The sequence below is a fragment of the Bacillus sp. EE-W1 genome (assembly GCF_009760835.1).
In the GTDB taxonomy this organism is placed as follows: Bacteria; Bacillota; Bacilli; order Bacillales; family Bacillaceae_G; genus Bacillus_A; species Bacillus_A wiedmannii.
This window is the reverse complement of the sequence record NZ_WIPE01000126.1, coordinates 1-23385: the sequence shown is the minus strand read 5'-3', so window position 1 is coordinate 23385 and position 23385 is coordinate 1. Positions and strand designations below refer to the sequence as shown.

Below are 23385 nucleotides of genomic sequence, written 5' to 3'. Positions count from 1 at the left end.
AGTAATACCCAAAAATCAAATAAGGGCTACTAGTATCTGAAAACTAGCAACCCTTACTTCTTACTTAGTAAGTACGAACCGGTAAAATTAATTGAATAATGGACTCATCATTTACTGTACGAATTAAGAATGGTCTCATCGCACCAGTAAAGCTAATTTTAATTTCAGTACTATCTAAAGCTTTTAGTGCATCCATCATATATTTTGCACTAAAAGATATTTTTAACTCTTCCCCATCCATCTTTTCACATTGAACTTCTTCTACTACTTTCCCAATTTCTGGTGAATTCGAAGAAATTTCTAGCATTTCCTGTTCTAAAGTTGATAATTTTACAACATTATTACGACCATCCCTTGCTAATAAAGATGCACGATCAATCGCTTGTAAAAATTCTTTTGTATTTACAAAAATATCTGTTTTACTTTCGGCTGGAATTAAACGAGTTGTATCCGGATAATTACCTTCTAACAATCTTGAGAAGAATAATAAATGCTTTGTACGGAATAATACTTGATACTCCGTAATAACGATATCTACCATTTCTTCAGACTCATCTAGAATTTTGCTTAATTCATTTAAGCTTTTACCTGGAATAACAACATTCGCTTGAAATTCATCTGCAATTCCTTCGATTTTTGCTTTTCGAAGAGCTAACCTGTGACTATCTGTAGCAATGCAAGTTAATTCGCTGTTATATACTTTCCAGTTTACACCTGTCAAGATTGGTCTTGTTTCAGAAGTGGAAACTGCAAATACAGTTTGTCTGATCATATGTTTCAGTAAATCTGTTGGGATCTTAAAAACATGGTGTTCTTCAATTTGTGGTAACAATGGATATTCAGCAGAATCTAAACCATTTAAATTAAACTCTGATTTTCCAGAAATTATTTTTGTCATAAAATGATTTTCCACAGAAATTTCGACAGTCTCTTTAGGTAATTTTTTTACAATCTCACTAAAATATTTTGCTTGTAAAATAATACTTCCTGATTGTGCTACTTCTACGATTTCTTTTCCATTGTCTTCAACTGGGATAAAAGATTCAATAGAAATATCAGCATCGCTTCCTGTTAACGTAACTCCTTCTTCCGTAGCGACAACTTTAATTCCTGTAAGGATCGGAATTGTTGTACGAGAAGAAACAGCCTTCATTACATCTTGTACACTTCTTACAAGATAGTCTTTTTGTATTGTAAAACGCATAAAGAAAAACCTCCGGTAAGTATAATATTTTATTTAATTAATAAAGATAAAAAATAGTAGTAATAGTAATAGGGCCTGTGGATATGTGGATAACCCCGTTGAAGGATGTAAAAACAGTCTATCTACATGTGGATAGACTGTGCGTAAAACAAGGGAAGTTATTCACACTATTCAGCTACTACTTTAAAATATCGTTAATTTCTTCAACTTGTTTTTGTAATTGCGTATCCGTTTTAAGCAGCTTAGAAATTTTTTCATGAGCATGGATAACTGTTGTATGATCACGTCCACCAAATTCTTCACCGATTTTAGGTAAGGAGTAATCTGTAAGTTCGCGTGATAAATACATTGCAATTTGGCGAGGGAAGGCAACTGATTTTGTTCGCTTTTTCGCCTTGAAATCTTCCAGTTTTATTTGATAAACATCCCCGACAGCCTTTTGAATATCATAAATGGAGATAATTTTTGGTTTAGAATTTGGAATAATATTTTTAAGTGCTTCAGCTGCTAAATCAGCATTAATATCTTTGTTAATTAAAGATGAATAAGCTACAACTCGGATAAGTGCACCTTCTAGTTCACGAATGTTTGAATCAATTTGATTTGCAATATAAAGCATAACCTCATTTGGTATATCGAGTCCTTCAGCCTTTGCTTTTTTACGTAAAATTGCAATTCGTGTTTCTAAATCTGGTGGCGTAATATCCGTAATGAGTCCCCATTCAAAGCGAGAACGAAGACGATCTTCTAAAGTTGGAATTTCTTTTGGTGGCCGATCACTTGAAATTACAATTTGTTTACTTTCTTCGTGTAATGCATTGAATGTATGGAAAAACTCTTCTTGAGTTTGTTCTTTTCCTGCTAGAAATTGAATATCATCTATCAATAAAACATCTACATTACGGTATTTATTACGAAAATCGACCGCTTTATTATCACGAATAGAATTAATGAATTCATTTGTAAATTTTTCTGATGATAAATATACAACCTTTGCGTTTGGGTTATGTTCAATTACATAATGACCAATTGCATGCATTAAATGGGTCTTTCCGAGTCCAACTCCCCCGTAAATAAAGAGGGGATTATATGCTTTAGCTGGCGCTTCGGCTACGGCCAATGAAGCAGCGTGAGCAAAACGGTTACCAGAGCCAATAACAAATGTATCAAACGTATATTTTGGATTTAGCATACTCTGTGGTAAATGATTAGAATCATCTTGTGCTGAATTTGGTTTAGAAGGAGGAAGATCAATCTCCTCTTCAGCTTGACTTTGGGGAATAATAAAGCGAATAGCTAATTTTGCCCCCGTTAAATCATAAAGTGTTTCCGAAATTAGCTCTGAATAATGAGATTCTAACCAATCACGAGCGAATTCATTTGGAGCTGTAATTGTTAACACGTCTTTCTTTAAATTATGTGCGGTTGTTGATTTTAACCATGTTTCATAACTTGGTTTACTGACCTTTTTTTCTAGTTCTTTTAAGGCGCTGTTCCATAAATCAGAGATGTTTTCCAAAGGTGTCCCTCCTTTACTAAGATGGTAAAAGAATAAGGTTGCGCAACAAATGTACAACCTAAATAAATATAAAATGTATATTTATACGAAACGTATTTTAAAACCTAAAAACGTCGTTTGTATATGAGATAGGGTTTTCGACAAAAAAAGCAAATGTGGATAAGCATTTACCCACATGTGATTAAAACTGTCCACATGTTATGCACAAATTGTGGATAAGATAAAGGTGTGGAAAACTTATTCAAAGTGAAAACACAACTATAATATCAAAAAAAAGTAGCTATAGCAATGAATTTAAGAAAGTTATCCACAAAATCAATACCTTGTGGAATAAACTTGTCCACAACACGATATACTGTGTAAAAGTACGAAAAGGGTTTGTGGATATAAAAACCGAGAAAAAACATTTATCCACAAGGAAATATAGGGTCTGTGAAAAAGTATGTGAATAGGTTCAAAATGAATATTTGATGAAAATTTCGAGAACCATTGACATTTTCCTAGTTGATTAACTATAATTTATAGGACTGTCTTTAACAGATATTCCTCAGGGAGGTGTCATATAATGAAAAGAACTTACCAACCAAATAAACGTAAGCGCAGCAAAGTACATGGTTTCCGCAGCCGTATGAGCACAGCGAACGGACGTAAAGTGCTAGCAGCTCGTCGTCGTAAAGGAAGAAAAGTATTATCTGCGTAGACCACTGATCGTTCAGTGGTCTTTTTTTCTAATAATAGTGAATTTCCACTGATGAACTACAGGAGTGTCAATTGATATGAAGAAAAAATATCGTATAAAAAAGAATGATGAATTCCAGACGGTTTTTCAAAAAGGAAAATCGAATGCTAACCGTCAGCTTGTTGTCTATCAACTAGATAAGGGAGAGCAGCCAAACTTTCGTATTGGCCTTTCTGTCAGCAAGAAAATAGGAAATGCAGTAGTGCGTAACCGAATTAAACGTATGATTCGCCAGTCGATCACAGAATTAAAAGATGAGATAGATTCTGGAAAAGATTTTGTTATAATAGCAAGGAAGCCTTGTGCAGAGATGACATATGAAGAATTAAAGAAAAGCTTAATTCATGTCTTTAAACGCTCTGGTATGAAAAGAATAAAAAAGTAGCGTAAGGAAATGAATTACACTATATACATACCGAAACAAGGAGGAGCAGGCTTTGAAAAAGAAAATAGGTTTACTAGCCATGGTTATTGCATTAATGGCAATTGCTGCTGGCTGTAGTGAAGTGAAACAGCCGATTACACCGAAAAGTACTGGAATTTGGAATGAATATTTCGTATATCCGCTTTCTCAGTTAATTACGTATTTTGCCAACTTATTTGGTAGTAATTACGGTTTAGCAATCGTTGTTACAACTCTTATCATTCGTTTTGCATTATTACCATTAATGATTAAACAAACGAAGAGTACGAAAGCAATGCAAGCGTTACAACCAGAAATGGTGAAGTTAAAAGAGAAATATAGTTCTAAAGATCAAGCAACACAGCAAAAACTACAACAAGAAATGATGCAGTTATATCAAAAAAATGGTGTAAACCCATTAGCAGGGTGTTTACCGATATTTGTTCAGATGCCTATTTTATTTGCGTTTTACCATGCGATTATGAGAACGGCAGAAATTAGTAAGCATACATTTTTATGGTTCGACTTAGGGCAGGCAGATCCGTACTATATCTTACCGGTTGTCGCGGCAATTACGACATTTATTCAGCAAAAGCTTGCAATGGCAGGAACAGCTGGTCAAAATCCGCAAATGGCAATGATGATTTGGCTTATGCCAATTATGATTTTAGTCTTTGCAATTAACTTCCCAGCTGCATTATCACTTTACTGGGTTGTTGGTAATATCTTTGGTATCGCTCAAATGTACTTGATCAAGGGGCCAGAAATTAAGGCTAGTAAGGCAGAAGGATCAAGCAAGTGAGTGTAATTACTGCTAAAGGACAAACAGTCGAGCTGGCAGTACAAGATGCTTTAAGGCAACTAAATGTTCTAAAAGACCGAGTAGATATAAATATTATCGATGAGGGTAAAAGAGGGTTCCTAGGTTTATTTGGGAACCGACCTGCAGTAGTAGAAGTTGTATTGAAGAAAGATCCGATTCAAGAATGTGAAGAATATTTAAAAAATATTATTCATGATATGGGTGTGGAAGCTGAGATTAGTAAAATTGTAAAAGGACGCGAAGTTGAATTTACAATTTCCGGCAAAAACATAGGTGTTTTGATTGGGAAAAGAGGAAACACCTTGAATTCTTTGCAGTATTTAACAAAACTTGTGGCGAATCGTAGTACGAAGCAGTATATTGGCATCACACTAGATGCTGAAAATTATCGTAGTAAAAGAAAAGCTACATTAGAAGCACTTTCTTATCGATTAGCAAAACAAGTAGTAAGTACGAAAAAAAGAGTTGTGTTGGAGCCTATGCCATCTTTTGAACGAAAGATTATCCACCAAGCATTATCTAATCATCAAAATATCATTACAACTTCTGAAGGAAAAGAACCACATCGACATGTTGTAATATCTTCCAAGTGACCGGTTACTCAATTGAGTGCCGGTTTTTTTGAGGGGAAAATAGGTGTGGATAACTAAAAAACACTAAACTTATCCACTGTGAATAAGTTTAGTGTTTTTTACATGAGGACATAATAAAATGAGTTATTATTCTTTTGTAGATAGGTTCGTTATGGTATTCTAATAATTTAGTGAAGAAAATAATCATGTTGAAATAGAGATAAATAAGCAAGTGAGGTGAAAGGACATGGAATTTGATACAATTGCCGCGATTTCCACAGCGCTTGGAGAGGGTGCAATTGCCATTGTTCGAGTAAGTGGAGATGATGCGGTTGAAAAAGTTAATCGTATTTTTAAAGGGAAGGATTTAACAGAAGTTCCTTCTCACACAATTCATTATGGTCATATTGTGGATTTAGATACAAATCAGGTTATTGAAGAAGTGATGGTATCTATTCTGCGTGCACCAAGGACTTTTACACGTGAAAATATAGTGGAAATTAACTGTCACGGCGGACTTGTTTCGGTAAATAAAGTATTGCAGCTTATTTTAGCGCAAGGAGTACGATTAGCAGAGCCTGGTGAATTTACAAAACGTGCTTTTTTAAATGGCCGTATTGATTTATCACAAGCAGAAGCTGTTATGGACTTAATCCGTGCAAAAACAGATCGTGCAATGAACGTAGCGATTAATCAAATGGAAGGACGATTATCTAAATTAATCGGCCGTCTGCGCCAGGACATATTAGAAACGTTGGCTCATGTTGAGGTAAACATAGATTACCCGGAATATGATGATGTGGAAGAAATGACACATAATATTTTAATTGAGAAAGCTACACATGTTCGCACGGAAATTGCAAAAATATTAGAAACATCGAAGCAAGGAAAGATTTTACGTGAAGGTATTGCTACTGCAATCATCGGTAGACCTAACGTTGGGAAGTCATCGCTATTAAATAGTCTTGTTCAGGAGAAAAAGGCAATTGTAACTGATATTGCAGGAACAACTCGTGATGTTATTGAAGAGTACGTTAATGTGCGTGGTGTACCACTTAAACTTATAGATACAGCCGGGATTCGTGAAACAGAAGATGTTGTTGAACGAATTGGTGTAGAGCGTTCAAAAGAAATGATGAGCCAAGCTGATTTAGTGTTAGTTGTCGTTAATTATAGCGAGGCTTTAACGCATGAGGATGAAGATCTATTCCGTGCCGTACAAGGAAAAGATTTCATTGTTATTGTAAATAAGACAGATTTATCGCAAGTAATCGATATGGAACGTGTTATAGAATTGGCAGCGGGAAATCGTATTATTACAACATCGTTAATTGAGGAACAAGGAATAGATGAGCTTGAAAAGGCAATAGCTGATTTATTCTTTGAAGGAACAATTGATTCTGCAGATGTGACATATGTTTCTAACGCGAGACATATTGGATTATTAACACAAGCAGGAAAAACAATTGGAGATGCAATTGAGGCAATAGAAAATGGTGTTCCAATTGATATGGTGCAAATTGATTTAACAAGAACGTGGGAAATACTTGGTGAAATTACTGGTGATACCGTCCATGAAAGCCTAATTGACCAGTTGTTCTCTCAATTTTGTTTAGGAAAATAATATAGCGATGTTTGAGAAAGATAGAGATTTTTAGGAGGAATAAACAATGGGATACAATGCCGGTTCATACGATGTCATAGTAATCGGTGCAGGTCATGCAGGATGTGAAGCTGGTCTTGCGGCAGCACGAATGGGCTCCAAAACATTAATGTTAACAATTAATTTAGATATGGTGGCGTTTATGCCATGTAACCCTTCTGTTGGTGGACCAGCAAAAGGGATTGTTGTTCGGGAAATTGATGCATTAGGCGGAGAAATGGGACGCAACATCGATAAAACATATATTCAAATGCGTATGTTAAATACAGGTAAAGGACCAGCTGTACGCGCGCTTCGCGCACAAGCAGATAAGTTTTCTTACCAGCATGAATTAAAGAAAACAATTGAAGAAACACCAAATTTAACGTTGTTCCAAGGAATGGTTGAGCGTTTAATCGTTGAAGATGGCGAATGTAAAGGGGTAGTTACGCAAGCTGGTGCTGAATATACAGCCAAAACAGTTGTAATTACGACTGGAACATTTTTACGCGGTGAGATTATTATGGGAGATTTAAAATATTCGAGCGGTCCGAATAATCAACAACCATCTATTACTTTATCCGAGCATTTAGAGGAGCTTGGATTTGATCTTGTTAGATTTAAAACAGGTACACCTCCGCGTGTAAATAGTAATACGATTGATTACAGTAAAACAGAAATTCAGCCAGGTGATGACAAACCACGAGCTTTCTCTTTTGAAACGACAAAATTTATTATGGATCAAATTCCATGTTGGTTGACGTATACAAGTACGGAAACACATCGTTTAATAGATGAAAACCTACATCGCTCAGCTATGTATTCTGGTATGATTAAGGGAACAGGACCTAGATATTGTCCTTCAATTGAAGACAAAGTAGTAAGATTTAATGATAAACCACGTCATCAAATTTTCTTAGAGCCAGAAGGACGTAATACACAAGAAGTGTATGTACAAGGTTTATCCACAAGCTTACCAGAAGATGTGCAACGTGATATGCTTAGAACAATACCTGGCCTAGAAAATGTTGAAATGATGCGTACAGGTTATGCAATTGAATATGATGCAATTGTGCCAACACAACTATGGCCAACACTTGAAACGAAAAAAATTAAGAATTTATATACAGCAGGACAAATTAACGGAACTTCTGGTTACGAAGAGGCGGCAGGACAAGGGCTTATGGCTGGGATTAATGCAGCATGTCGTTCTTTAGGTAAAAAAGAAGTTATTTTAGGTCGCGCGGATGCTTATATCGGTGTCTTAATTGATGACCTTGTAACGAAAGGTACAAATGAACCATATCGCTTATTAACATCTCGTGCAGAATATCGCCTATTATTACGCCACGATAATGCTGATCTTCGTTTAACTGAAGTTGGTCGTGAAATTGGATTAATTAAAGAAGAGCGCTATGAGCGATTTACAAATAAAAAATTAAAAATTGAACAGGAAAAGGAACGTTTAAGCAGCATTATTATTAAACCACGTCCTGAAGTTCAAGAATTAATCCGTAGTATTGGCGGAAGTGAATTGAAAGATGGAATACGTGCAAGTGACTTATTACGTCGTCCAGAGATGACATATGAGCATATTCATCTTTTAGTACCAAGCGAAGTAGAATTAAGTGATGAAATTACAGAACAAGTTGAAATTCAGATTAAGTACGAAGGATATATCGAAAAATCCTTACAGCAAGTAGAGCGTATGAAGAAAATGGAAAACAAAAAAATCCCTGTGGATATTGATTATGATGCGATTTCTAGCCTTGCCTCAGAAGCGAGACAGAAATTGAAAGATGTGCGTCCACTTTCAATGGGGCAGGCTTCACGTATTTCTGGCGTGAATCCAGCGGATGTTTCTATTTTACTTGTGTATATTGAACAAGGAAAAATTGCGCGAGTATCGAACCAATAAATAGTAAGGAGATATTGTTAGATGAACATAGAACAATTTCAATCTATGCTAGAAGAGAAGGGTATCACCCTCTCTTCTAGACAGTTAGAGCAGTTCGAAATCTACTTTGAAACATTAGTAGAGTGGAATGAAAAAATGAACTTAACGGCTATTACGGAGAAAGAGGAAGTATATTTAAAACACTTTTTTGATTCCATTACAGCTGCTTTTTATTATGATTTTTCAGAACCATTCTCAATTTGTGATGTTGGCGCAGGAGCTGGATTCCCAAGTATTCCTTTGAAAATCTGTTTCCCGCACTTAAAAGTAACAATTGTAGACTCATTGCAAAAACGTATTAACTTCTTAAATCATTTAGCACAAAAGTTGGAATTAGGTGACGTTGCGTTTTGTCACGATCGTGCGGAAACATTTGGGAAAAAAGAAGGTGTACGTGAATCATACGATATTGTAATGGCACGTGCAGTCGCGCGTCTTTCGGTATTGAGTGAGCTATGTTTACCACTTGTAAAAGTTGGGGGAACATTCATTGCAATGAAAGGTGCCGCAGCAAACGAAGAAATTGAAAATGGCAAGTATGCTTTAGAGGTGCTAGGTGGGAATTTAAAAGAAATGTCTACGTTCCAATTACCGTTTGAAGAAAGTGAACGTAATATTTTATTAATCGAGAAAAAGCGCAAGACACCAAAGAAATATCCACGCAAACCGGGAACACCCAATAAATTACCTATTGAAAAATAAATCTTATTAGACGTAAGATTAAATTATATAAATGAAAACGTAAATGTTTCATAGGAAACATTTTATGGAGACTAGTCAATAGGCCTAAAAGGTGGTGGAATATGTATGAAAAATACGTTTTCTCGTTTATTTGGCTTTGGAGATAAAGAGAGCGAATTCGAATTACAAGACGAAAGCCATGAAGAAATAGATAAAAAGGTATATGAAGAAATACAAGAAATTCCGATAGTAAATATTACCCCTAACCGTTATCAACCACGAACAGTTTTTGATGATGCACGAATTGAAGAGCTAGCACTAACGATTCGTACACATGGGCTGATTCAGCCGATTGTTGTGAGGCAATATGAGGATGACAAGTACGAGATTATCGCTGGAGAAAGGCGTTTCCGTGCGGCAACAAAGTTAGGGTGGGAAAAAGTTCCTGCAATTATAAAGAACTTAAATGATACAGAGACAGCTTCTGTAGCTTTAATTGAAAACTTGCAACGTGAGGAACTAACAGCAATCGAGGAAGCTGTGGCATATCAAAAGCTAATTGAGTTACATAATTTAACACAAGAAGCATTGGCACAACGACTTGGAAAAGGACAATCCACAATCGCAAATAAGTTGCGATTGTTAAAGTTGCCTGAAGAAATAAAACGTGCGTTATTAGAAAAAAGTATTACAGAACGTCATGCCCGCGCTCTCATTCCTTTAAAGAATGAGGAATTACAACTGAAGGTTTTACAGGAAATTGTGGAGAAACAACTGAATGTAAAGCAAACAGAGGAACGAATTGCGAAATTACTAGAGGAAGCCAAACCGAAGCGTAAGGCAAAGCAAAAAGCAGTAAGTCGAGATACGAGAATTGCCATGAATACAATTAGGCAGTCATTACAAATGGTTGCTGACAGTGGTTTAAATGTTAATTCTGCGGAAGAAGAATTTGATGAGTACTATCAAATTACAATTAAAATTCCGAAGAAAAAATAATAATGGCGTGTTAGAGACCTTATCCTACTGGATAGGTCTCTTTTACTATATTTTCTTGTTAGATGAAGAAGGAGTTTAGAAATAAATTTTGAAGTTTAATAAGGACGTAAAAGAAAAACTTTTATTTCATGTTACAATAAACGTAATTGTTACTAGAATAAGATAGAAAGGTTGAAAGTAGGTGACATCATGGGAAAAATCATTGCTATTGCCAATCAAAAAGGTGGCGTTGGAAAAACAACAACATCTGTTAATTTAGGGGCTGGATTGGCACAAGTAGGTAAAAAAGTCCTTCTTGTAGATATTGACGCTCAAGGAAATGCAACGACTGGTGTGGGAATTGAAAAATCCGAATTAGATCAATGTATTTACAATGTTCTTGTGGAAGATGCAGATGTTCAAGGGGTTATACGTAAAACCGCAACTGAAAACTTAGATGTTCTACCCGCTACAATTCAATTGGCAGGTGCTGAAATTGAATTGGTACCGACTATTTCCCGGGAAGTACGTTTACAAAGGGCATTACAGCCAGTTCGTGATGAATATGACTATATTATTATCGACTGTCCCCCGTCCTTAGGGTTATTAACGATTAATGCATTAACCGCAGCAGATTCTGTTATTATTCCTGTTCAATGCGAATATTACGCACTAGAAGGATTAAGTCAGCTATTAAATACAGTTCGACTTGTGCAAAAGCACTTAAATAAAAATCTAGCAATTCAAGGTGTATTGTTAACGATGTTGGATGCCCGTACGAATTTAGGGATTCAGGTTATAGATGAAGTGAAAAAATACTTTAGGGATAAAGTATACCGTTCGATTATTCCTCGTAATGTTCGTTTAAGTGAAGCACCAAGTCATGGGAAACCAATTATGCAGTATGACGCTAAATCAAGAGGGGCAGAAGTATATATAGATTTAGCAGAGGAAGTGATTGCAGGTGGCTAAAGGATTAGGAAGAGGAATTAATGTGTTTTTTCCTGATTTAGATGTGAAAGAAGAAGAGGCAATTCAGGAGATTGTGATAACTGAATTAAGACCGAATCCATATCAACCACGTAAACACTTTAATAAAGAGGCAATTCAAGAATTATCGGCCTCTATTAAAGAGCACGGCATATTGCAACCGTTAATTGCTAGGAAGAGTATTAAAGGATATGAAATTGTTGCAGGTGAAAGAAGATATCGTGCTGCCAAAGAGGCAGGGCTCGAAAAGGTACCTGCTGTTGTAAGACAATTAAATGAGCAGCAAATGATGGAGTTTGCATTGCTTGAAAACTTACAACGAGAAGATTTAAACCCAATGGAAGAAGCAATGGCATATCAAATGTTAATGAATGAGCTAAATGTAACGCAAGAACAATTAGCAAAACGTCTTGGTAAGAGCAGACCTTACATTGCAAATTATACGCGGTTATTAAGCCTCCCTCCTTTTGTGCAAGATATGATTGCAAATGGTCAACTTTCAATGGCCCATGGGAGAACTTTGCTTACTATAAAAGATGAAGAACAATTGAAATCTTTATTAAAACGAATCGAAAAAGAAGGATTAAACGTTCGTCAATTAGAGAAAATTGTTCAGGAGATTAATCAACGCGTTTCACGTGAAACAAAACAAGTGAAAAAAGAGAGAAACATATTTTTCGTAGAACGCGAAACGTTCTTAAGAGAAAAGTTTGGCACAGATGTGAAAATTAAAGAAACGAAAAAAGAAAAAGGTAAAATCGAAATTGAATTTTTTAATAAAGAAGATTTAAATCGTATTTTAGAATTATTAGCGCAGAAAAACTAAAAAGCAAACCATCTTATTATTTATAGATGGTTTGCTTTTTTTAATACAGATAATTTTTGGTCTGTTTCTTTTATACTTTGTGCAATTACATCAGCCATTTTCATGACTAAACTTAATCTTGTATTTTGCAGGACGAAAAACTCCATAAAACCATTTAGATTTACGATGCCATGAATATGTAAATCACCAACTGCAGGTAATTTTTTGTTCATCGCAGCTCCAGGTTTACTAGGCCCCATTCCGGTAGTGATGGAACCGATGTTTTGAGACTTTCCTAAACAGGCATCAACCGCAATTATAAATGAAGTAGGATTATCTTTCTGTATATTCTGAATTTTTTCTTCTAAATTTAGCGCATGCACTGGCTCATCTAGTGTGCCGAACACTTGGAAGTTTTTAATTCCTGCTTGTTCTAGTTTCGTACCGACTAACGGACCGAGTGCATCGCCTGTAGAACGATCTGTTCCGATACAAACGAGAATAATCGGTATATTCGTTTTAATAGGGATATGGGAAAGTAAGAAGTTACTAATTGTCTCGGAGGCTTCTACGTCTTGGTGCATAACATTTTGAGTTTCTTTTTCGAAAAAGGGTAAGCGAAAACTTCCAATATTCATGAAGCATCCATCCTTTTAATAAATTTTCAAAATATGCTATATGGTGAGTAAAATGGAAAACTATAAGTGCGTACTTCCTGTAAAACTTGAGTGAAAACGGAAATAATAGTACTAGTATATATATATTCGTTCCATTTTATACCTGCATGGAAGTTAACAAATGCAATTAAAGTCATAAAAATTTTTCAGAAATCAGGGTGACTTCTGATACAATAAGAAGGATGATTAAAAAGAAATTTTAGCTGGAGAGGTAGAGGTACATGGATTTAGCGTTGAAATGGTTTGAGTCCATTGATTGGACGAATATAGGTGTGAAATCACTAAAAATAGTCGTTATTTTAATACTTGGTGCAATTATTGTGCGAGTTGCGCGTGCAATTGTACGAAATGCGTTTCGTATGGGAAGCCGTTCGCCAATTCAAATTTCAGAACGTCGTACAGTTACAGTAGCGAAGTTACTTGAAAATATTGTGGCATACGTTGTTATGTTCATTATGTTAATTGCGATTTTGGGTGTGTTTAATATTAATGCATCTGGTTTATTAGCGGGTGCCGGGGTAATTGGTTTAGCAGTCGGATTTGGTGCTCAAAGTTTAGTAAAAGATGTTATTACGGGGTTATTTATTTTGCTAGAAGATCAATTTTCAGTAGGTGACTATGTAAAAATTGGTCAGTTTGAAGGTGTCGTTCTAGAAATTGGACTTCGTACAACAAAAGTAAAGAGTTGGACAGGCGAAATTCATACTTTACCAAATGGAAGTATTATTCAAGTTACGAACTATTCAGTTAGTAATAGTGTAGCATTTGTTGATGTATCCATTTCGTATGAGGCTGACATAGCGAAAGCGGAGCAAGTCATTGAAGAGTTATTAGAAGAATTACCTGCACAGTATACGCAAATGGTAGCAAAGCCTCAGTTATTAGGTGTGCAAACATTGGCTGCGTCAGAAGTTATATTACGTGTTATTGCGGAAGTAGAGCCGATGCAACATGCGGTTATTGCGAGAGCACTTCGTAAAGAAATTAAAAATCGTCTAGATCTACATGGGATTGAAATTCCATATCCACGTATGGTTTTATATAATCGTGAAGAATTGGTGAGTGGAAAAGCAATTTAGTATGGAGAGGGGTTTGGAGAATGGAGCAAAAGCAGTATAACTTGTACGATGTTGTGGAAATGAAGAAAGCCCACCCATGTGGTGAGAATCGCTGGAAAATTATTCGTATGGGAATGGATATCCGCATTAAGTGCGAGGGATGTGACCATTCAGTAATGATTCCTCGAAGAGAATTTGATCGTAAGGTGAAAAAAATACTTGTGAGGCACGAAGAATAGAGAGAAAGTAACAGTTGCAATGGGTAGCTGTTACTTTTTTTCGTTTGGAGGAAACTTGTCATTTTTTTCGTTACTATCTATAATGATGAAAGATTGAGACATAGGAGTGAAAAATATGGGATTAACGGCTGGGATTGTTGGATTACCTAACGTAGGGAAGTCAACTTTATTTAATGCAATTACACAAGCAGGAGCAGAATCTGCAAACTATCCATTCTGTACAATTGATCCAAACGTAGGGATTGTAGAAGTACCAGATGAGCGTTTAAATAAATTAACGGAATTAGTAGAACCGAAAAAAACTGTTCCGACTGTATTTGAGTTTACTGATATTGCAGGTATCGTAAAAGGTGCTAGTAAAGGTGAAGGTTTAGGAAATAAATTCTTATCTCACATTCGCCAAGTAGATGCAATTTGCCAAGTTGTTCGTTGTTTTGAAGACGAAAATATTACACACGTTTCAGGGAAAGTAGATCCAATCGATGATATCGAAACAATCAACTTAGAGCTAATCTTAGCGGATTTAGAATCTGTTGATAAACGTATCGAGCGTGTTGCGAAGTTAGCAAGACAAAAAGATAAAGAAGCAGTATATGAGCATGAAATTTTAGTTCGTTTAAAAGAAGCTTTTGAAGAGGGAAAACCAGCTCGTACTGTTGAATTTACAGAAGAACAAATGAAGATTGTTAAAGGCCTTCATTTACTTACAACGAAAGAAATGTTATACGTAGCAAACGTAAGTGAAGATGATATTATGGATCCTTCTGAAAATAAATATGTACAAATGGTAAAAGAATTTGCTGCAAATGAAAATGCTCAAGTAATCGTTGTATGTGCAAAAATCGAAGAAGAAATCGCTGAGCTAGACGAGGAAGAGAAAAAAGTATTCCTTGAAGAACTAGGCATTGAAGAATCTGGTTTAGATCAATTAATTCGTGCTGCATATGATTTATTAGGACTTGCTACTTACTTCACAGCTGGTGTGCAAGAAGTACGTGCATGGACGTTTAAACAAGGTATGAAAGCACCACAATGTGCTGGCGTAATTCATACAGACTTTGAGCGTGGATTTATTCGTGCGGAAACAGTTTCTTACGAAGACTTAATGACAAACGGTTCTATGACAGCTGCAAAAGAAGCTGGTAAAGTTCGTTTAGAAGGAAAAGAGTATATCGTAAAAGATGGAGACGTTATGCACTTCCGCTTCAACGTTTAATTTAATATTTCCTAGGAAAAATAAAGATATGAGCTTGGCAAATATATTATGTGTTTGCCAAGTTTTTTATGCATGGGTGAGTTGATTCATCTAACTTACTATGATATAATCTAAACTCGTGAGTAATTACTATAAATTAATTGCTCCTTGCCCATTATGGGCCGTTTAGACCAAAAGGAGGTGAAAGTGTAATGAGAAAGTACGAAATTATGTACATCATTCGTCCTGGCGTTGAAGAAGAAGCTCAAAAAGCTTTAGTTGAACGTTTCGCAGGTGTTTTAACAAACAATGGTGCAGAAATCATTAACACGAAAGAGTGGGGTAAGCGTCGTTTAGCTTACGAAATCAACGACTTACGTGAAGGTTTCTACATGATCTTAAACGTGAACTCTAACGCAGAAGCGATTAACGAATTCGACCGTTTAGCTAAGATCAACGAAGACATCCTTCGTCATATCGTTGTTAAAGAAGAAGAAAAATAATTGATATATAAGGGAGAGTGGTTCGATTGATGAATCGTGTTATCCTCGTTGGTCGTTTAACTAAGGACCCTGACTTACGTTACACGCCCAATGGTGTTGCAGTAGCTACTTTTACGTTAGCTGTGAATCGCGCATTTGCGAATCAACAAGGTGAGCGTGAAGCTGACTTTATTAATTGTGTAATATGGCGTAAACAAGCAGAAAACGTAGCAAATTATTTGAAAAAAGGTAGCTTAGCAGGCGTAGATGGACGTCTTCAAACTCGTAATTACGATGGACAAGATGGTAAACGTGTATATGTAACAGAAGTTCTTGCGGAAAGCGTACAATTTTTAGAGCCGCGTAATGGCGGTGGGGAGCAACGTGGTTCATTTAATCAGCAACCATCAGGAGCTGGTTTCGGTAACCAAAGCTCTAACCCATTTGGTCAATCTAGTAATTCAGGTAACCAAGGTAACCAAGGTAACTCTGGATTTACGAAGAATGACGATCCATTTTCAAATGTAGGTCAACCGATCGACATTTCCGACGACGATTTACCGTTCTAATACAGTAAATTAGTTAGTTTTAACAAAGAATGGAGGGAATAGACATGGCAGGACGCAAAGGTGGACGTGCGAAACGTCGTAAGGTGTGTTTCTTCACATCTAACGGCATCACTCGCATTGACTATAAAGATGTTGATTTATTAAAACGTTTCGTTTCTGAGCGTGGTAAAATTTTACCTCGTCGTGTAACAGGAACAAGCGCAAAATACCAACGCAAACTTACAGTTGCAATTAAACGTGCTCGTCAAATGGCACTTTTACCATATGTTGGTGAATAATAGCGTATGAAATGCACAGTAGAGTCGGACTCTACTGTGCATTTTGCTATGCTTTTCTTTTTTTGAAAGAGAGGTTAGATGATGAAGAATACGAAATTTATTACTGAGGGTGCAGCGTTGCTAGCGATATATGCAATGTTATTGCTTATATCTATGTATGTTCCAATTTTAGGTACAGTTGTAACGTTTGCGTTGCCATTGCCGTTTATATTGCTAACGATAAGATATAGATTATCTAACGCCTTTGTAATTTTTACGGCGGCACTTTTTATTACTGTTATTGTCAGTCAACCGATGAACCTAGTAAAGACAACTATGTTTGGATTGATAGGTATCGTTTTAGGATATATGTATAAAAAACAAAAAAAACCGGTAGAAATTTTGATGGCGGGGACGCTTGCGTACTTAATTGGTATTATGCTCATTTATGTTGCAAGTATAAAGTTTTTTAACATAGATTTAATGAAGCAAATGCAAAATATGCTTAATGAAAGTATGGCGCAAAGTGAAAAGATAGTCACTGCTGCTGGTATGCCTATTAGTAAGGAGCAAAAAGAATTATTTGCACAATTTAATGATGTGTTACAAACGTTTTTCCCAAGTTTGCTTGTAATGGTCTCGGTATGTTTTTCTTGGATTACAGTTATGATATCAGGTAGTGTTTTGAGAAAACTAAAGCATGACGTTATACCTTGGCCTAAATTTAAAGATATACAATTACCAAAGAGTATTGTTTGGTATTACGTTATATTTATTTTGCTATCAACTTTTATAAAAGTAGAACCGACATCATATTTACATATGGTATTTTCTAACCTATATGTCATATTTGCCTTACTACTAGTACTACAAGGTCTGACATTTATCGCTTTTCTAGCGCATAGCAAAGGTTTTACGAAAGGGGTTCCTATTATTAGTTTTATTGTCTGCATGTTTATACCGATGTTGTTTCCTCTTGTGACAATCTTAGGTATAATTGATTTAGGGATTTCATTGCGTTCTAAAATAGGAGGATAAAGTAATATTCCTTATACTATTTTAATCTGTTTAACTAACTGAAAGGTGAGTTAGTTTTACTTTATAGGAGTTGTATACATGCCTGAATTTTATAAGAAACAGTGGTTTTTATATCCTGTTTATGTATTGGCATTTTTCTTGTTTGTGCTCATTGCCATCCTCTGTTATTTTCATTTAATTATGGGGATATCCACCTTTTTTATTTTTTGCATTGTACTTTTTGTTGTTATACGCTTTGAACTGACCTTTCAAAGGAATTTCGAAAAGTATACGGCAGATATGATTACAAGAGTAAAGAAAGTGAGTAATGAAGCATTTAACCAAATGCCGATTGGTATTTTGTTATACAATAAGGATTATGGGATTGATTGGGCGAATCCTTATTTATCTTCATGTCTAGGACAGCATGCGTTAGCTGGATGGCACCTTTATGATGTATCAGAAACGTTGCTTCTTTTTATTAAGGGAGAAACTTCCGACGATATAGTCTCTTTAAATAACCGAAAGTTTCGCGTTTTTGTAAGGAAAGAAGAAAAGTTAATTTATTTCTTTGATGTAACGGAACAAACAGAGATTGAAAAGATGTACGAGGATCAACGAACTGTTTTGGCTGTTATTTATTTAGATAATTATGATGAAGTTACACAGGGGTTAGATGATCAATTACGTACGAATATCACAAGTCTTGTAACATCACGACTAAATGAATGGGCCGTTAAGTATGGGGCATATTTAAAACGTGCATCTTCAGAAAGATTCTTCGTTGTACTAAATGAGAGTATTTTAGCGCAGATGGAGAAAGGGAAATTTAGCATTTTAGATCAGGTGCGTGAAGAAACATCCAAAAGGAATATACCACTCACCTTAAGTGTAGGTGTTGGATCAGGTGATTTACCTTTATCAGAGCTTGGGGCAATGGCTCAGTCCGGTTTAGACCTTGCGCTTGGCCGTGGTGGAGATCAAGTAGCTATTAAACAAGCGACAGGTAAAGTTAAGTTTTATGGTGGTAAGACGAATCCAGTTGAAAAACGTACTCGTGTACGTGCCAGAGTTATTTCGCATGCATTAAAGGATTTAGTATTAGAAAGTAGTAATGTCATTATAATGGGGCATAGGGCTCCTGATATGGACGCAATTGGTGCTGCGATTGGTATTTTAAAGGTAGCGCAATTAAATGAGCGCAAAGGATATATTGTGTTAGATGAAAATGATTCTGATAAGGGAATTAAGCGTTTAATGGATAAAGTGAAACAAAACGAAGAGTTATGGTCTCACTTTATTACCCCAGGACAAGCGATGGAATTTGCAAATGATGATTCATTACTTGTTGTTGTTGATACGCATAAACCTTCAATGGTGATGGAAGAAAAGCTGTTACATAAAATTGAAAATGTAGTTGTTATTGACCATCATCGCCGGGGAGAAGATTTTATTGAAGATCCATTGCTTGTTTACATGGAGCCATACGCTTCTTCCACGGCAGAACTTGTTACAGAATTACTTGAGTACCAACCGAAAAATTTAAAAATGACAATGTTAGAAGCAACGGCATTGTTAGCAGGTATTATTGTTGATACGAAAAGCTTTACATTCCGGACGGGTGCTCGTACGTTTGATGCCGCTTCTTATTTACGCTCACATGGTGCAGATACTGTACTTGTACAAGAGCTTTTAAAAGAAGATATGGATCAGTATTTACGGGTTGCAAAAGCTATTAAAAATGCGTACATTTATACAAATGGAATTGCGATTGCAAAAGTTGATAGTGATGATTACTACGATCAAGTGCTTATTGCGCAATCAGCGGACACATTATTAACAATGACAGGAATTATTGCGTCATTTGTTATTGCAAAACGTGGCGAGAATTTCATTGGAATTAGCGGTAGGTCTTTAGGTGAAGTGAACGTGCAGCTAATTATGGAAAATTTAGGCGGTGGTGGGCATTTAACGAATGCAGCCACACAAATGAAAAATGTTACAGTAGATGAAGCTGAGGAGAAGCTTCGATTTGTTATTGATGACTATTTACAGGGAGGCACACAATCATGAAAGTAATTTTTCTAAAAGACGTAAAAGGTAAAGGGAAAAAAGGAGAAATAAAAAACGTACCAGATGGCTATGCAAATAACTTCTTACTAAAACAAGGATTAGCTGCTGAAGCGACAAATAGCAGTATGAAAACTTTAGAAGCTCAAAAGCGAAAAGAAGAAAAAGATGCAGCAGCAGAGGTTGAAAATGCAAAAGAGTTGAAAGAAAAGTTAGAGAAACTAACTGTAGAAGTAAAGGCGAAATCTGGAGAAGGTGGCCGTCTATTCGGTTCAATCACAAGTAAACAAATCGTAGATGCAATGCAAAAATCACATAAAATTAAACTTGATAAACGTAAATTTGAAATGGATGATGCAATTCGTGCATTAGGCTATACAAACGTTACTGTGAAGTTGCATCCGCAAGTAACAGCAACAGTAAAAGTTCATGTTAGTGAACAATAAAAATAAGTTAAGCAAGGAGGATTGCGTATGAGTGATGTAATGGCTGATCGTACCCCTCCGCATAATATAGAGGCTGAGCAGGCGGTTTTAGGGGCCATATTAATTGATCAAGATGCGTTAACGTCAGCATCGGAATTATTGGTACCTGACTCATTTTATCGAACGAAACATCAAAAGATTTTTGAAGTCATGCTTGGGTTATCTGATAAAGGAGAGCCGATTGACTTAGTAATAATGACGTCAGCAATGGCTGATCAAGGATTATTAGAAGAAGTTGGTGGGGTTTCTTACTTAGCAGAATTAGCAGAAGTTGTTCCAACCGCTGCTAACGTAGAATATTATGCACGAATCATCGCTGAAAAGGCGCTATTACGTCGTTTGATTCGAACAGCGACTCATATCGTGTCTGATGGGTATGAGAGAGAAGATGACGTGGATGGTCTTTTAAATGAGGCTGAGAAAAAAATATTAGAAGTATCTCACCAAACGAATGCAAAAGCATTCCAAAACATTAAAGATGTTCTTGTAGATGCTTACGATAAAATTGAACTTTTGCATAATCAAAAAGGTGAAGTTACTGGGATACCAACTGGATTTACAGAATTAGATAAGATGACCGCAGGTTTCCAGCGAAATGATTTAATCATCGTAGCGGCACGTCCATCAGTAGGGAAAACCGCATTTTCATTAAATATCGCACAAAACGTAGCGACGAAAACTGATGAAAATGTAGCGATTTTTAGTTTAGAGATGGGCTCTGATCAGCTTGTTATGCGTATGCTTTGTGCAGAAGGAAATATTGATGCGCAAAGACTGCGTACCGGTTCATTAACTTCTGATGATTGGGCAAAATTAACAATGGCGATGGGGAGCCTTTCTAATGCTGGTATCTATATTGATGATACACCAGGGATTAAAGTAAATGAGATTCGAGCGAAATGCCGTAGATTAAAGCAAGAACAAGGTCTAGGGATGGTTTTAATTGACTATTTACAGCTTATTCAAGGAAGCGGGAAATCAGGAGAAAACCGTCAGCAGGAAGTATCTGAGATTTCTCGTACATTAAAAGGGATTGCGCGTGAATTACAAGTGCCTGTTATTGCCTTGTCACAGTTATCTCGTGGTGTAGAATCTCGTCAAGATAAACGTCCGATGATGTCTGACATTCGTGAATCAGGAAGTATCGAGCAGGATGCTGATATTGTAGCCTTCTTATATCGTGAAGATTACTATGACCGAGAAACGGAAAATAAAAATACGATTGAAATTATTATTGCAAAGCAGCGTAACGGTCCCGTAGGCTCAGTAGAGCTCGCATTCGTTAAAGAGTTCAATAAGTTCGTTAACTTAGAACGTCGCTTCGAGGATGGACATGCGCCGCCTGCATAAAGATAGTATAAAAAAGAAATGCATTTCTTATAATAAGATGTGTTTCTTTTTTTTTATAGGAAAGATAAGGCTTTCATAGTGTGAAAATATAATTCTTACGAACGAAAATGTTTTTTAATAAAAAAATGTTCGCTTTTTGGTTGACTTCTTTTTCGGTTTTGGTACAATTATATTGTTTGAATAGATCGTTTGAAAATCGCGGAGGTGCTTTAATAATGTCTTCAGTAGTAGTTGTAGGAACACAATGGGGCGACGAAGGAAAAGGTAAAATCACTGATTTTCTTTCTGAGCATGCGGAAGTAGTTGCAAGATATCAAGGTGGAAATAACGCGGGACATACAATTGTTTTCGGCGGAGTTAAATATAAATTACACTTAATTCCATCTGGTATTTTCTATAAAGAGAAAATTTGTGTAATCGGAAATGGCTTAGTAGTAGATCCGAAAGCATTACTTGAAGAGTTAAAATACTTACACGATCGTGGTGTAAGTACTGATAATTTACGTGTGAGTAACCGTGCGCACGTTATTTTACCTTATCACTTAAAACAAGATGAATTAGAAGAAGCAAGTAAAGGTGATAACAAAATCGGTACAACGAAAAAAGGTATCGGTCCTGCATATATGGATAAAGCTGCTCGTATTGGTATTCGTATGGCTGATCTTTTAGACCGTGAAGCATTTAAAGAAAAGCTTGAGCGCAATTTAGTAGAAAAAAATCGTTTATTTGAAAAAATGTACGATACAGAAGGTTTCAGTGTAGAAGAAATCTTCGAAGAGTACTTCGAGTACGGACAACAAATCGCGCAATATGTATGTGATACGTCTGTTGTATTAAATGATGCACTAGATAACAATCACCGTGTATTATTTGAAGGTGCACAAGGTGTTATGCTTGATATCGACCACGGTACGTACCCGTTCGTTACATCTTCTAACCCGATTGCTGGTGGTGTAACAGTTGGAACTGGAGTTGGTCCTGCGAAAGTTACTCGCGTTGTAGGTGTGTGTAAAGCATATACAAGCCGCGTAGGTGATGGTCCGTTCCCTACGGAGCTTCATGATGAAATTGGTCATCAAATTCGTGAAGTTGGTCGTGAGTACGGAACGACAACTGGTCGTCCACGCCGCGTAGGTTGGTTCGATAGCGTTGTTGTAAGGCATGCGCGTCGTGTTAGTGGTTTAACAGATTTATCATTAAATTCTATCGACGTTCTAACAGGTATTCCGACTCTTAAAATTTGCGTTGCTTACAAATACAATGGCGAAGTTATCGATGAAGTTCCAGCAAACTTAAACATTTTAGCGAAATGTGAGCCTGTATACGAAGAACTTTCAGGTTGGACAGAAGATATTACTGGTGTAAAATCATTAGACGAGCTTCCTGAAAATGCACGAAAATACGTAGAACGTGTTTCTGAGTTAACAGGAATTCAATTATCTATGTTCTCAGTTGGACCAGATCGTAACCAAACAAATATCGTTCGTAACGTATACGAAGCTTAATTGATATTTTTGAGAAAAAACTCATGTCCGCATGAGTTTTTTCTTATCTTTTATAAAAAAATAAAAAAAGTATTGCAAAAAACAAAGGAAACATGTTATGATACATCTTGTCGTCACGAAAATATGACGTTGGTGAGTATGAGCCATTAGCTCAGTTGGTAGAGCATC

Annotated in this window: 24 protein-coding genes; 21 read left to right on the top strand and 3 right to left on the bottom strand. The window is 36.2% G+C overall.

Features of this window, described 5'->3' with window-relative positions:
- Positions 1-64: 64 nt before the first annotated feature.
- Together dnaN and dnaA are read right to left on the bottom strand one after the other, a co-directional pair.
- Positions 65-1204 (bottom strand): DNA polymerase III subunit beta, encoded by a 1140-nt coding sequence (gene dnaN, locus GFJ36_RS28005; RefSeq protein WP_087981847.1) that lies wholly within the window; start codon positions 1202-1204, stop codon positions 65-67.
- Between the two features lie 178 nt (positions 1205-1382).
- Positions 1383-2723, bottom strand: coding sequence for a chromosomal replication initiator protein DnaA (gene dnaA, locus GFJ36_RS28000; RefSeq protein ID WP_000428027.1), 1341 nt, complete (start codon positions 2721-2723; stop codon positions 1383-1385).
- Positions 2724-3288: 565 nt separating this feature from the next.
- On the opposite strand from dnaA, the gene rpmH reads away from it, so the two are divergent.
- The 10 genes from rpmH to spo0J all read left to right on the top strand — a co-directional run bounded on the left by rpmH (position 3289) and on the right by spo0J (position 12334).
- Positions 3289-3423 (top strand): 50S ribosomal protein L34, encoded by a 135-nt coding sequence (gene rpmH, locus GFJ36_RS27995; RefSeq protein WP_000831901.1) that lies wholly within the window; start codon positions 3289-3291, stop codon positions 3421-3423.
- Between the two features lie 76 nt (positions 3424-3499).
- Positions 3500-3847: a ribonuclease P protein component gene (gene rnpA, locus GFJ36_RS27990; RefSeq protein ID WP_000731505.1), complete on the top strand. Its 348-nt coding sequence runs from the start codon at positions 3500-3502 to the stop codon at positions 3845-3847.
- A gap of 52 nt (positions 3848-3899) precedes the next feature.
- A complete protein-coding gene (spoIIIJ, locus tag GFJ36_RS27985; protein ID WP_048542855.1) occupies positions 3900-4667 on the top strand; it encodes a YidC family membrane integrase SpoIIIJ in 768 nt (255 codons plus the stop codon).
- A complete protein-coding gene (jag, locus tag GFJ36_RS27980; protein ID WP_060487895.1) occupies positions 4664-5281 on the top strand; it encodes an RNA-binding cell elongation regulator Jag/EloR in 618 nt (205 codons plus the stop codon). The genes spoIIIJ and jag overlap by 4 nt, the downstream gene beginning before the upstream one ends.
- Positions 5282-5507: 226 nt before the next feature.
- Positions 5508-6884 (top strand): tRNA uridine-5-carboxymethylaminomethyl(34) synthesis GTPase MnmE, encoded by a 1377-nt coding sequence (gene mnmE / locus GFJ36_RS27975; protein ID WP_087981843.1) that lies wholly within the window; start codon positions 5508-5510, stop codon positions 6882-6884.
- 46 nt (positions 6885-6930) lie between these two features.
- Positions 6931-8820, top strand: a complete 1890-nt coding sequence (gene mnmG / locus GFJ36_RS27970) for a tRNA uridine-5-carboxymethylaminomethyl(34) synthesis enzyme MnmG (RefSeq protein WP_000541059.1) — start codon at positions 6931-6933, stop codon at positions 8818-8820.
- Positions 8821-8841: 21 nt separating this feature from the next.
- A complete protein-coding gene (gene rsmG / locus GFJ36_RS27965) occupies positions 8842-9561 on the top strand; it encodes a 16S rRNA (guanine(527)-N(7))-methyltransferase RsmG (protein WP_001019619.1) in 720 nt (239 codons plus the stop codon).
- 105 nt (positions 9562-9666) lie between these two features.
- Positions 9667-10539: a nucleoid occlusion protein gene (gene noc / locus GFJ36_RS27960; protein ID WP_000799025.1), complete on the top strand. Its 873-nt coding sequence runs from the start codon at positions 9667-9669 to the stop codon at positions 10537-10539.
- Between the two features lie 189 nt (positions 10540-10728).
- Positions 10729-11490, top strand: a complete 762-nt coding sequence (gene soj, locus GFJ36_RS27955; protein WP_000516117.1) for a sporulation initiation inhibitor protein Soj — start codon at positions 10729-10731, stop codon at positions 11488-11490.
- On the top strand, positions 11483-12334 hold the full coding sequence (gene spo0J / locus GFJ36_RS27950; protein ID WP_001051813.1) for a stage 0 sporulation protein Spo0J: 852 nt from the start codon (positions 11483-11485) through the stop codon (positions 12332-12334). The genes soj and spo0J overlap by 8 nt, the downstream gene beginning before the upstream one ends.
- A 20-nt stretch (positions 12335-12354) precedes the next feature.
- On the opposite strand, the gene yyaC is transcribed toward spo0J, so the two are convergent.
- Positions 12355-12951, bottom strand: a complete 597-nt coding sequence (gene yyaC, locus GFJ36_RS27945; protein ID WP_097858866.1) for a spore protease YyaC — start codon at positions 12949-12951, stop codon at positions 12355-12357.
- 260 nt (positions 12952-13211) lie between these two features.
- Here yyaC and GFJ36_RS27940 point away from each other — a divergent pair, with 260 nt between their 5' ends.
- From GFJ36_RS27940 to GFJ36_RS27890, 11 genes are all read left to right on the top strand, one after another.
- Positions 13212-14069 carry a mechanosensitive ion channel family protein gene (locus GFJ36_RS27940; protein ID WP_097890076.1) on the top strand — a complete coding sequence of 286 codons (858 nt, stop codon included), beginning with the start codon at positions 13212-13214 and terminating at the stop codon, positions 14067-14069.
- Positions 14070-14089: 20 nt separating this feature from the next.
- Positions 14090-14287 (top strand): DUF951 domain-containing protein, encoded by a 198-nt coding sequence (locus GFJ36_RS27935; protein ID WP_000436052.1) that lies wholly within the window; start codon positions 14090-14092, stop codon positions 14285-14287.
- Positions 14288-14402: 115 nt separating this feature from the next.
- Positions 14403-15503: a redox-regulated ATPase YchF gene (gene ychF / locus GFJ36_RS27930; protein ID WP_000524660.1), complete on the top strand. Its 1101-nt coding sequence runs from the start codon at positions 14403-14405 to the stop codon at positions 15501-15503.
- Positions 15504-15694: 191 nt separating this feature from the next.
- Positions 15695-15985 (top strand): 30S ribosomal protein S6, encoded by a 291-nt coding sequence (gene rpsF, locus GFJ36_RS27925; RefSeq protein WP_001233781.1) that lies wholly within the window; start codon positions 15695-15697, stop codon positions 15983-15985.
- Positions 15986-16011: 26 nt separating this feature from the next.
- Complete coding sequence (ssb, locus tag GFJ36_RS27920) at positions 16012-16533, top strand: single-stranded DNA-binding protein (RefSeq protein ID WP_000981963.1); 522 nt, start codon at positions 16012-16014, stop codon at positions 16531-16533.
- A 44-nt stretch (positions 16534-16577) separates the two neighbouring features.
- Entirely contained in the window at positions 16578-16811 is a 234-nt protein-coding gene (rpsR, locus tag GFJ36_RS27915) for a 30S ribosomal protein S18 (protein ID WP_000918874.1), read from the top strand.
- A gap of 81 nt (positions 16812-16892) precedes the next feature.
- Positions 16893-17828 carry a YybS family protein gene (locus GFJ36_RS27910; protein WP_141542728.1) on the top strand — a complete coding sequence of 312 codons (936 nt, stop codon included), beginning with the start codon at positions 16893-16895 and terminating at the stop codon, positions 17826-17828.
- Positions 17829-17906: 78 nt separating this feature from the next.
- On the top strand, positions 17907-19880 hold the full coding sequence (locus GFJ36_RS27905) for a DHH family phosphoesterase (protein WP_097890077.1): 1974 nt from the start codon (positions 17907-17909) through the stop codon (positions 19878-19880).
- Entirely contained in the window at positions 19877-20323 is a 447-nt protein-coding gene (rplI, locus tag GFJ36_RS27900; protein ID WP_088065087.1) for a 50S ribosomal protein L9, read from the top strand. The genes GFJ36_RS27905 and rplI overlap by 4 nt, the downstream gene beginning before the upstream one ends.
- A gap of 27 nt (positions 20324-20350) precedes the next feature.
- Positions 20351-21712, top strand: a complete 1362-nt coding sequence (gene dnaB / locus GFJ36_RS27895) for a replicative DNA helicase (RefSeq protein ID WP_001286242.1) — start codon at positions 20351-20353, stop codon at positions 21710-21712.
- A 215-nt stretch (positions 21713-21927) separates the two neighbouring features.
- The gene (locus tag GFJ36_RS27890; protein ID WP_044740892.1) at positions 21928-23217 is read left to right on the top strand and encodes an adenylosuccinate synthase; all 1290 of its coding nucleotides are present in this window, start codon (positions 21928-21930) and stop codon (positions 23215-23217) included.
- Positions 23218-23385: the final 168 nt, after the last annotated feature.

What these genes read in the sequence shown, in the direction of transcription:
- dnaN (WP_087981847.1), bottom strand. Translation starts at nt 1,204, where the DNA reads ATGCGTTTTACAATACAAAAAGACTATCTTGTAAGAAGTGTACAAGAT.
- rpmH (WP_000831901.1), top strand. Translation starts at nt 3,289, where the DNA reads ATGAAAAGAACTTACCAACCAAATAAACGTAAGCGCAGCAAAGTACAT.
- rnpA (WP_000731505.1), top strand. Translation starts at nt 3,500, where the DNA reads ATGAAGAAAAAATATCGTATAAAAAAGAATGATGAATTCCAGACGGTT.
- mnmE (WP_087981843.1), top strand. Translation starts at nt 5,508, where the DNA reads ATGGAATTTGATACAATTGCCGCGATTTCCACAGCGCTTGGAGAGGGT.
- mnmG (WP_000541059.1), top strand. Translation starts at nt 6,931, where the DNA reads ATGGGATACAATGCCGGTTCATACGATGTCATAGTAATCGGTGCAGGT.
- rsmG (WP_001019619.1), top strand. Translation starts at nt 8,842, where the DNA reads ATGAACATAGAACAATTTCAATCTATGCTAGAAGAGAAGGGTATCACC.
- noc (WP_000799025.1), top strand. Translation starts at nt 9,667, where the DNA reads ATGAAAAATACGTTTTCTCGTTTATTTGGCTTTGGAGATAAAGAGAGC.
- soj (WP_000516117.1), top strand. Translation starts at nt 10,729, where the DNA reads ATGGGAAAAATCATTGCTATTGCCAATCAAAAAGGTGGCGTTGGAAAA.
- yyaC (WP_097858866.1), bottom strand. Translation starts at nt 12,951, where the DNA reads ATGAATATTGGAAGTTTTCGCTTACCCTTTTTCGAAAAAGAAACTCAA.
- GFJ36_RS27940 (WP_097890076.1), top strand. Translation starts at nt 13,212, where the DNA reads ATGGATTTAGCGTTGAAATGGTTTGAGTCCATTGATTGGACGAATATA.
- GFJ36_RS27935 (WP_000436052.1), top strand. Translation starts at nt 14,090, where the DNA reads ATGGAGCAAAAGCAGTATAACTTGTACGATGTTGTGGAAATGAAGAAA.
- ychF (WP_000524660.1), top strand. Translation starts at nt 14,403, where the DNA reads ATGGGATTAACGGCTGGGATTGTTGGATTACCTAACGTAGGGAAGTCA.
- rpsF (WP_001233781.1), top strand. Translation starts at nt 15,695, where the DNA reads ATGAGAAAGTACGAAATTATGTACATCATTCGTCCTGGCGTTGAAGAA.
- rpsR (WP_000918874.1), top strand. Translation starts at nt 16,578, where the DNA reads ATGGCAGGACGCAAAGGTGGACGTGCGAAACGTCGTAAGGTGTGTTTC.
- GFJ36_RS27910 (WP_141542728.1), top strand. Translation starts at nt 16,893, where the DNA reads ATGAAGAATACGAAATTTATTACTGAGGGTGCAGCGTTGCTAGCGATA.
- GFJ36_RS27905 (WP_097890077.1), top strand. Translation starts at nt 17,907, where the DNA reads ATGCCTGAATTTTATAAGAAACAGTGGTTTTTATATCCTGTTTATGTA.
- rplI (WP_088065087.1), top strand. Translation starts at nt 19,877, where the DNA reads ATGAAAGTAATTTTTCTAAAAGACGTAAAAGGTAAAGGGAAAAAAGGA.
- dnaB (WP_001286242.1), top strand. Translation starts at nt 20,351, where the DNA reads ATGAGTGATGTAATGGCTGATCGTACCCCTCCGCATAATATAGAGGCT.
- GFJ36_RS27890 (WP_044740892.1), top strand. Translation starts at nt 21,928, where the DNA reads ATGTCTTCAGTAGTAGTTGTAGGAACACAATGGGGCGACGAAGGAAAA.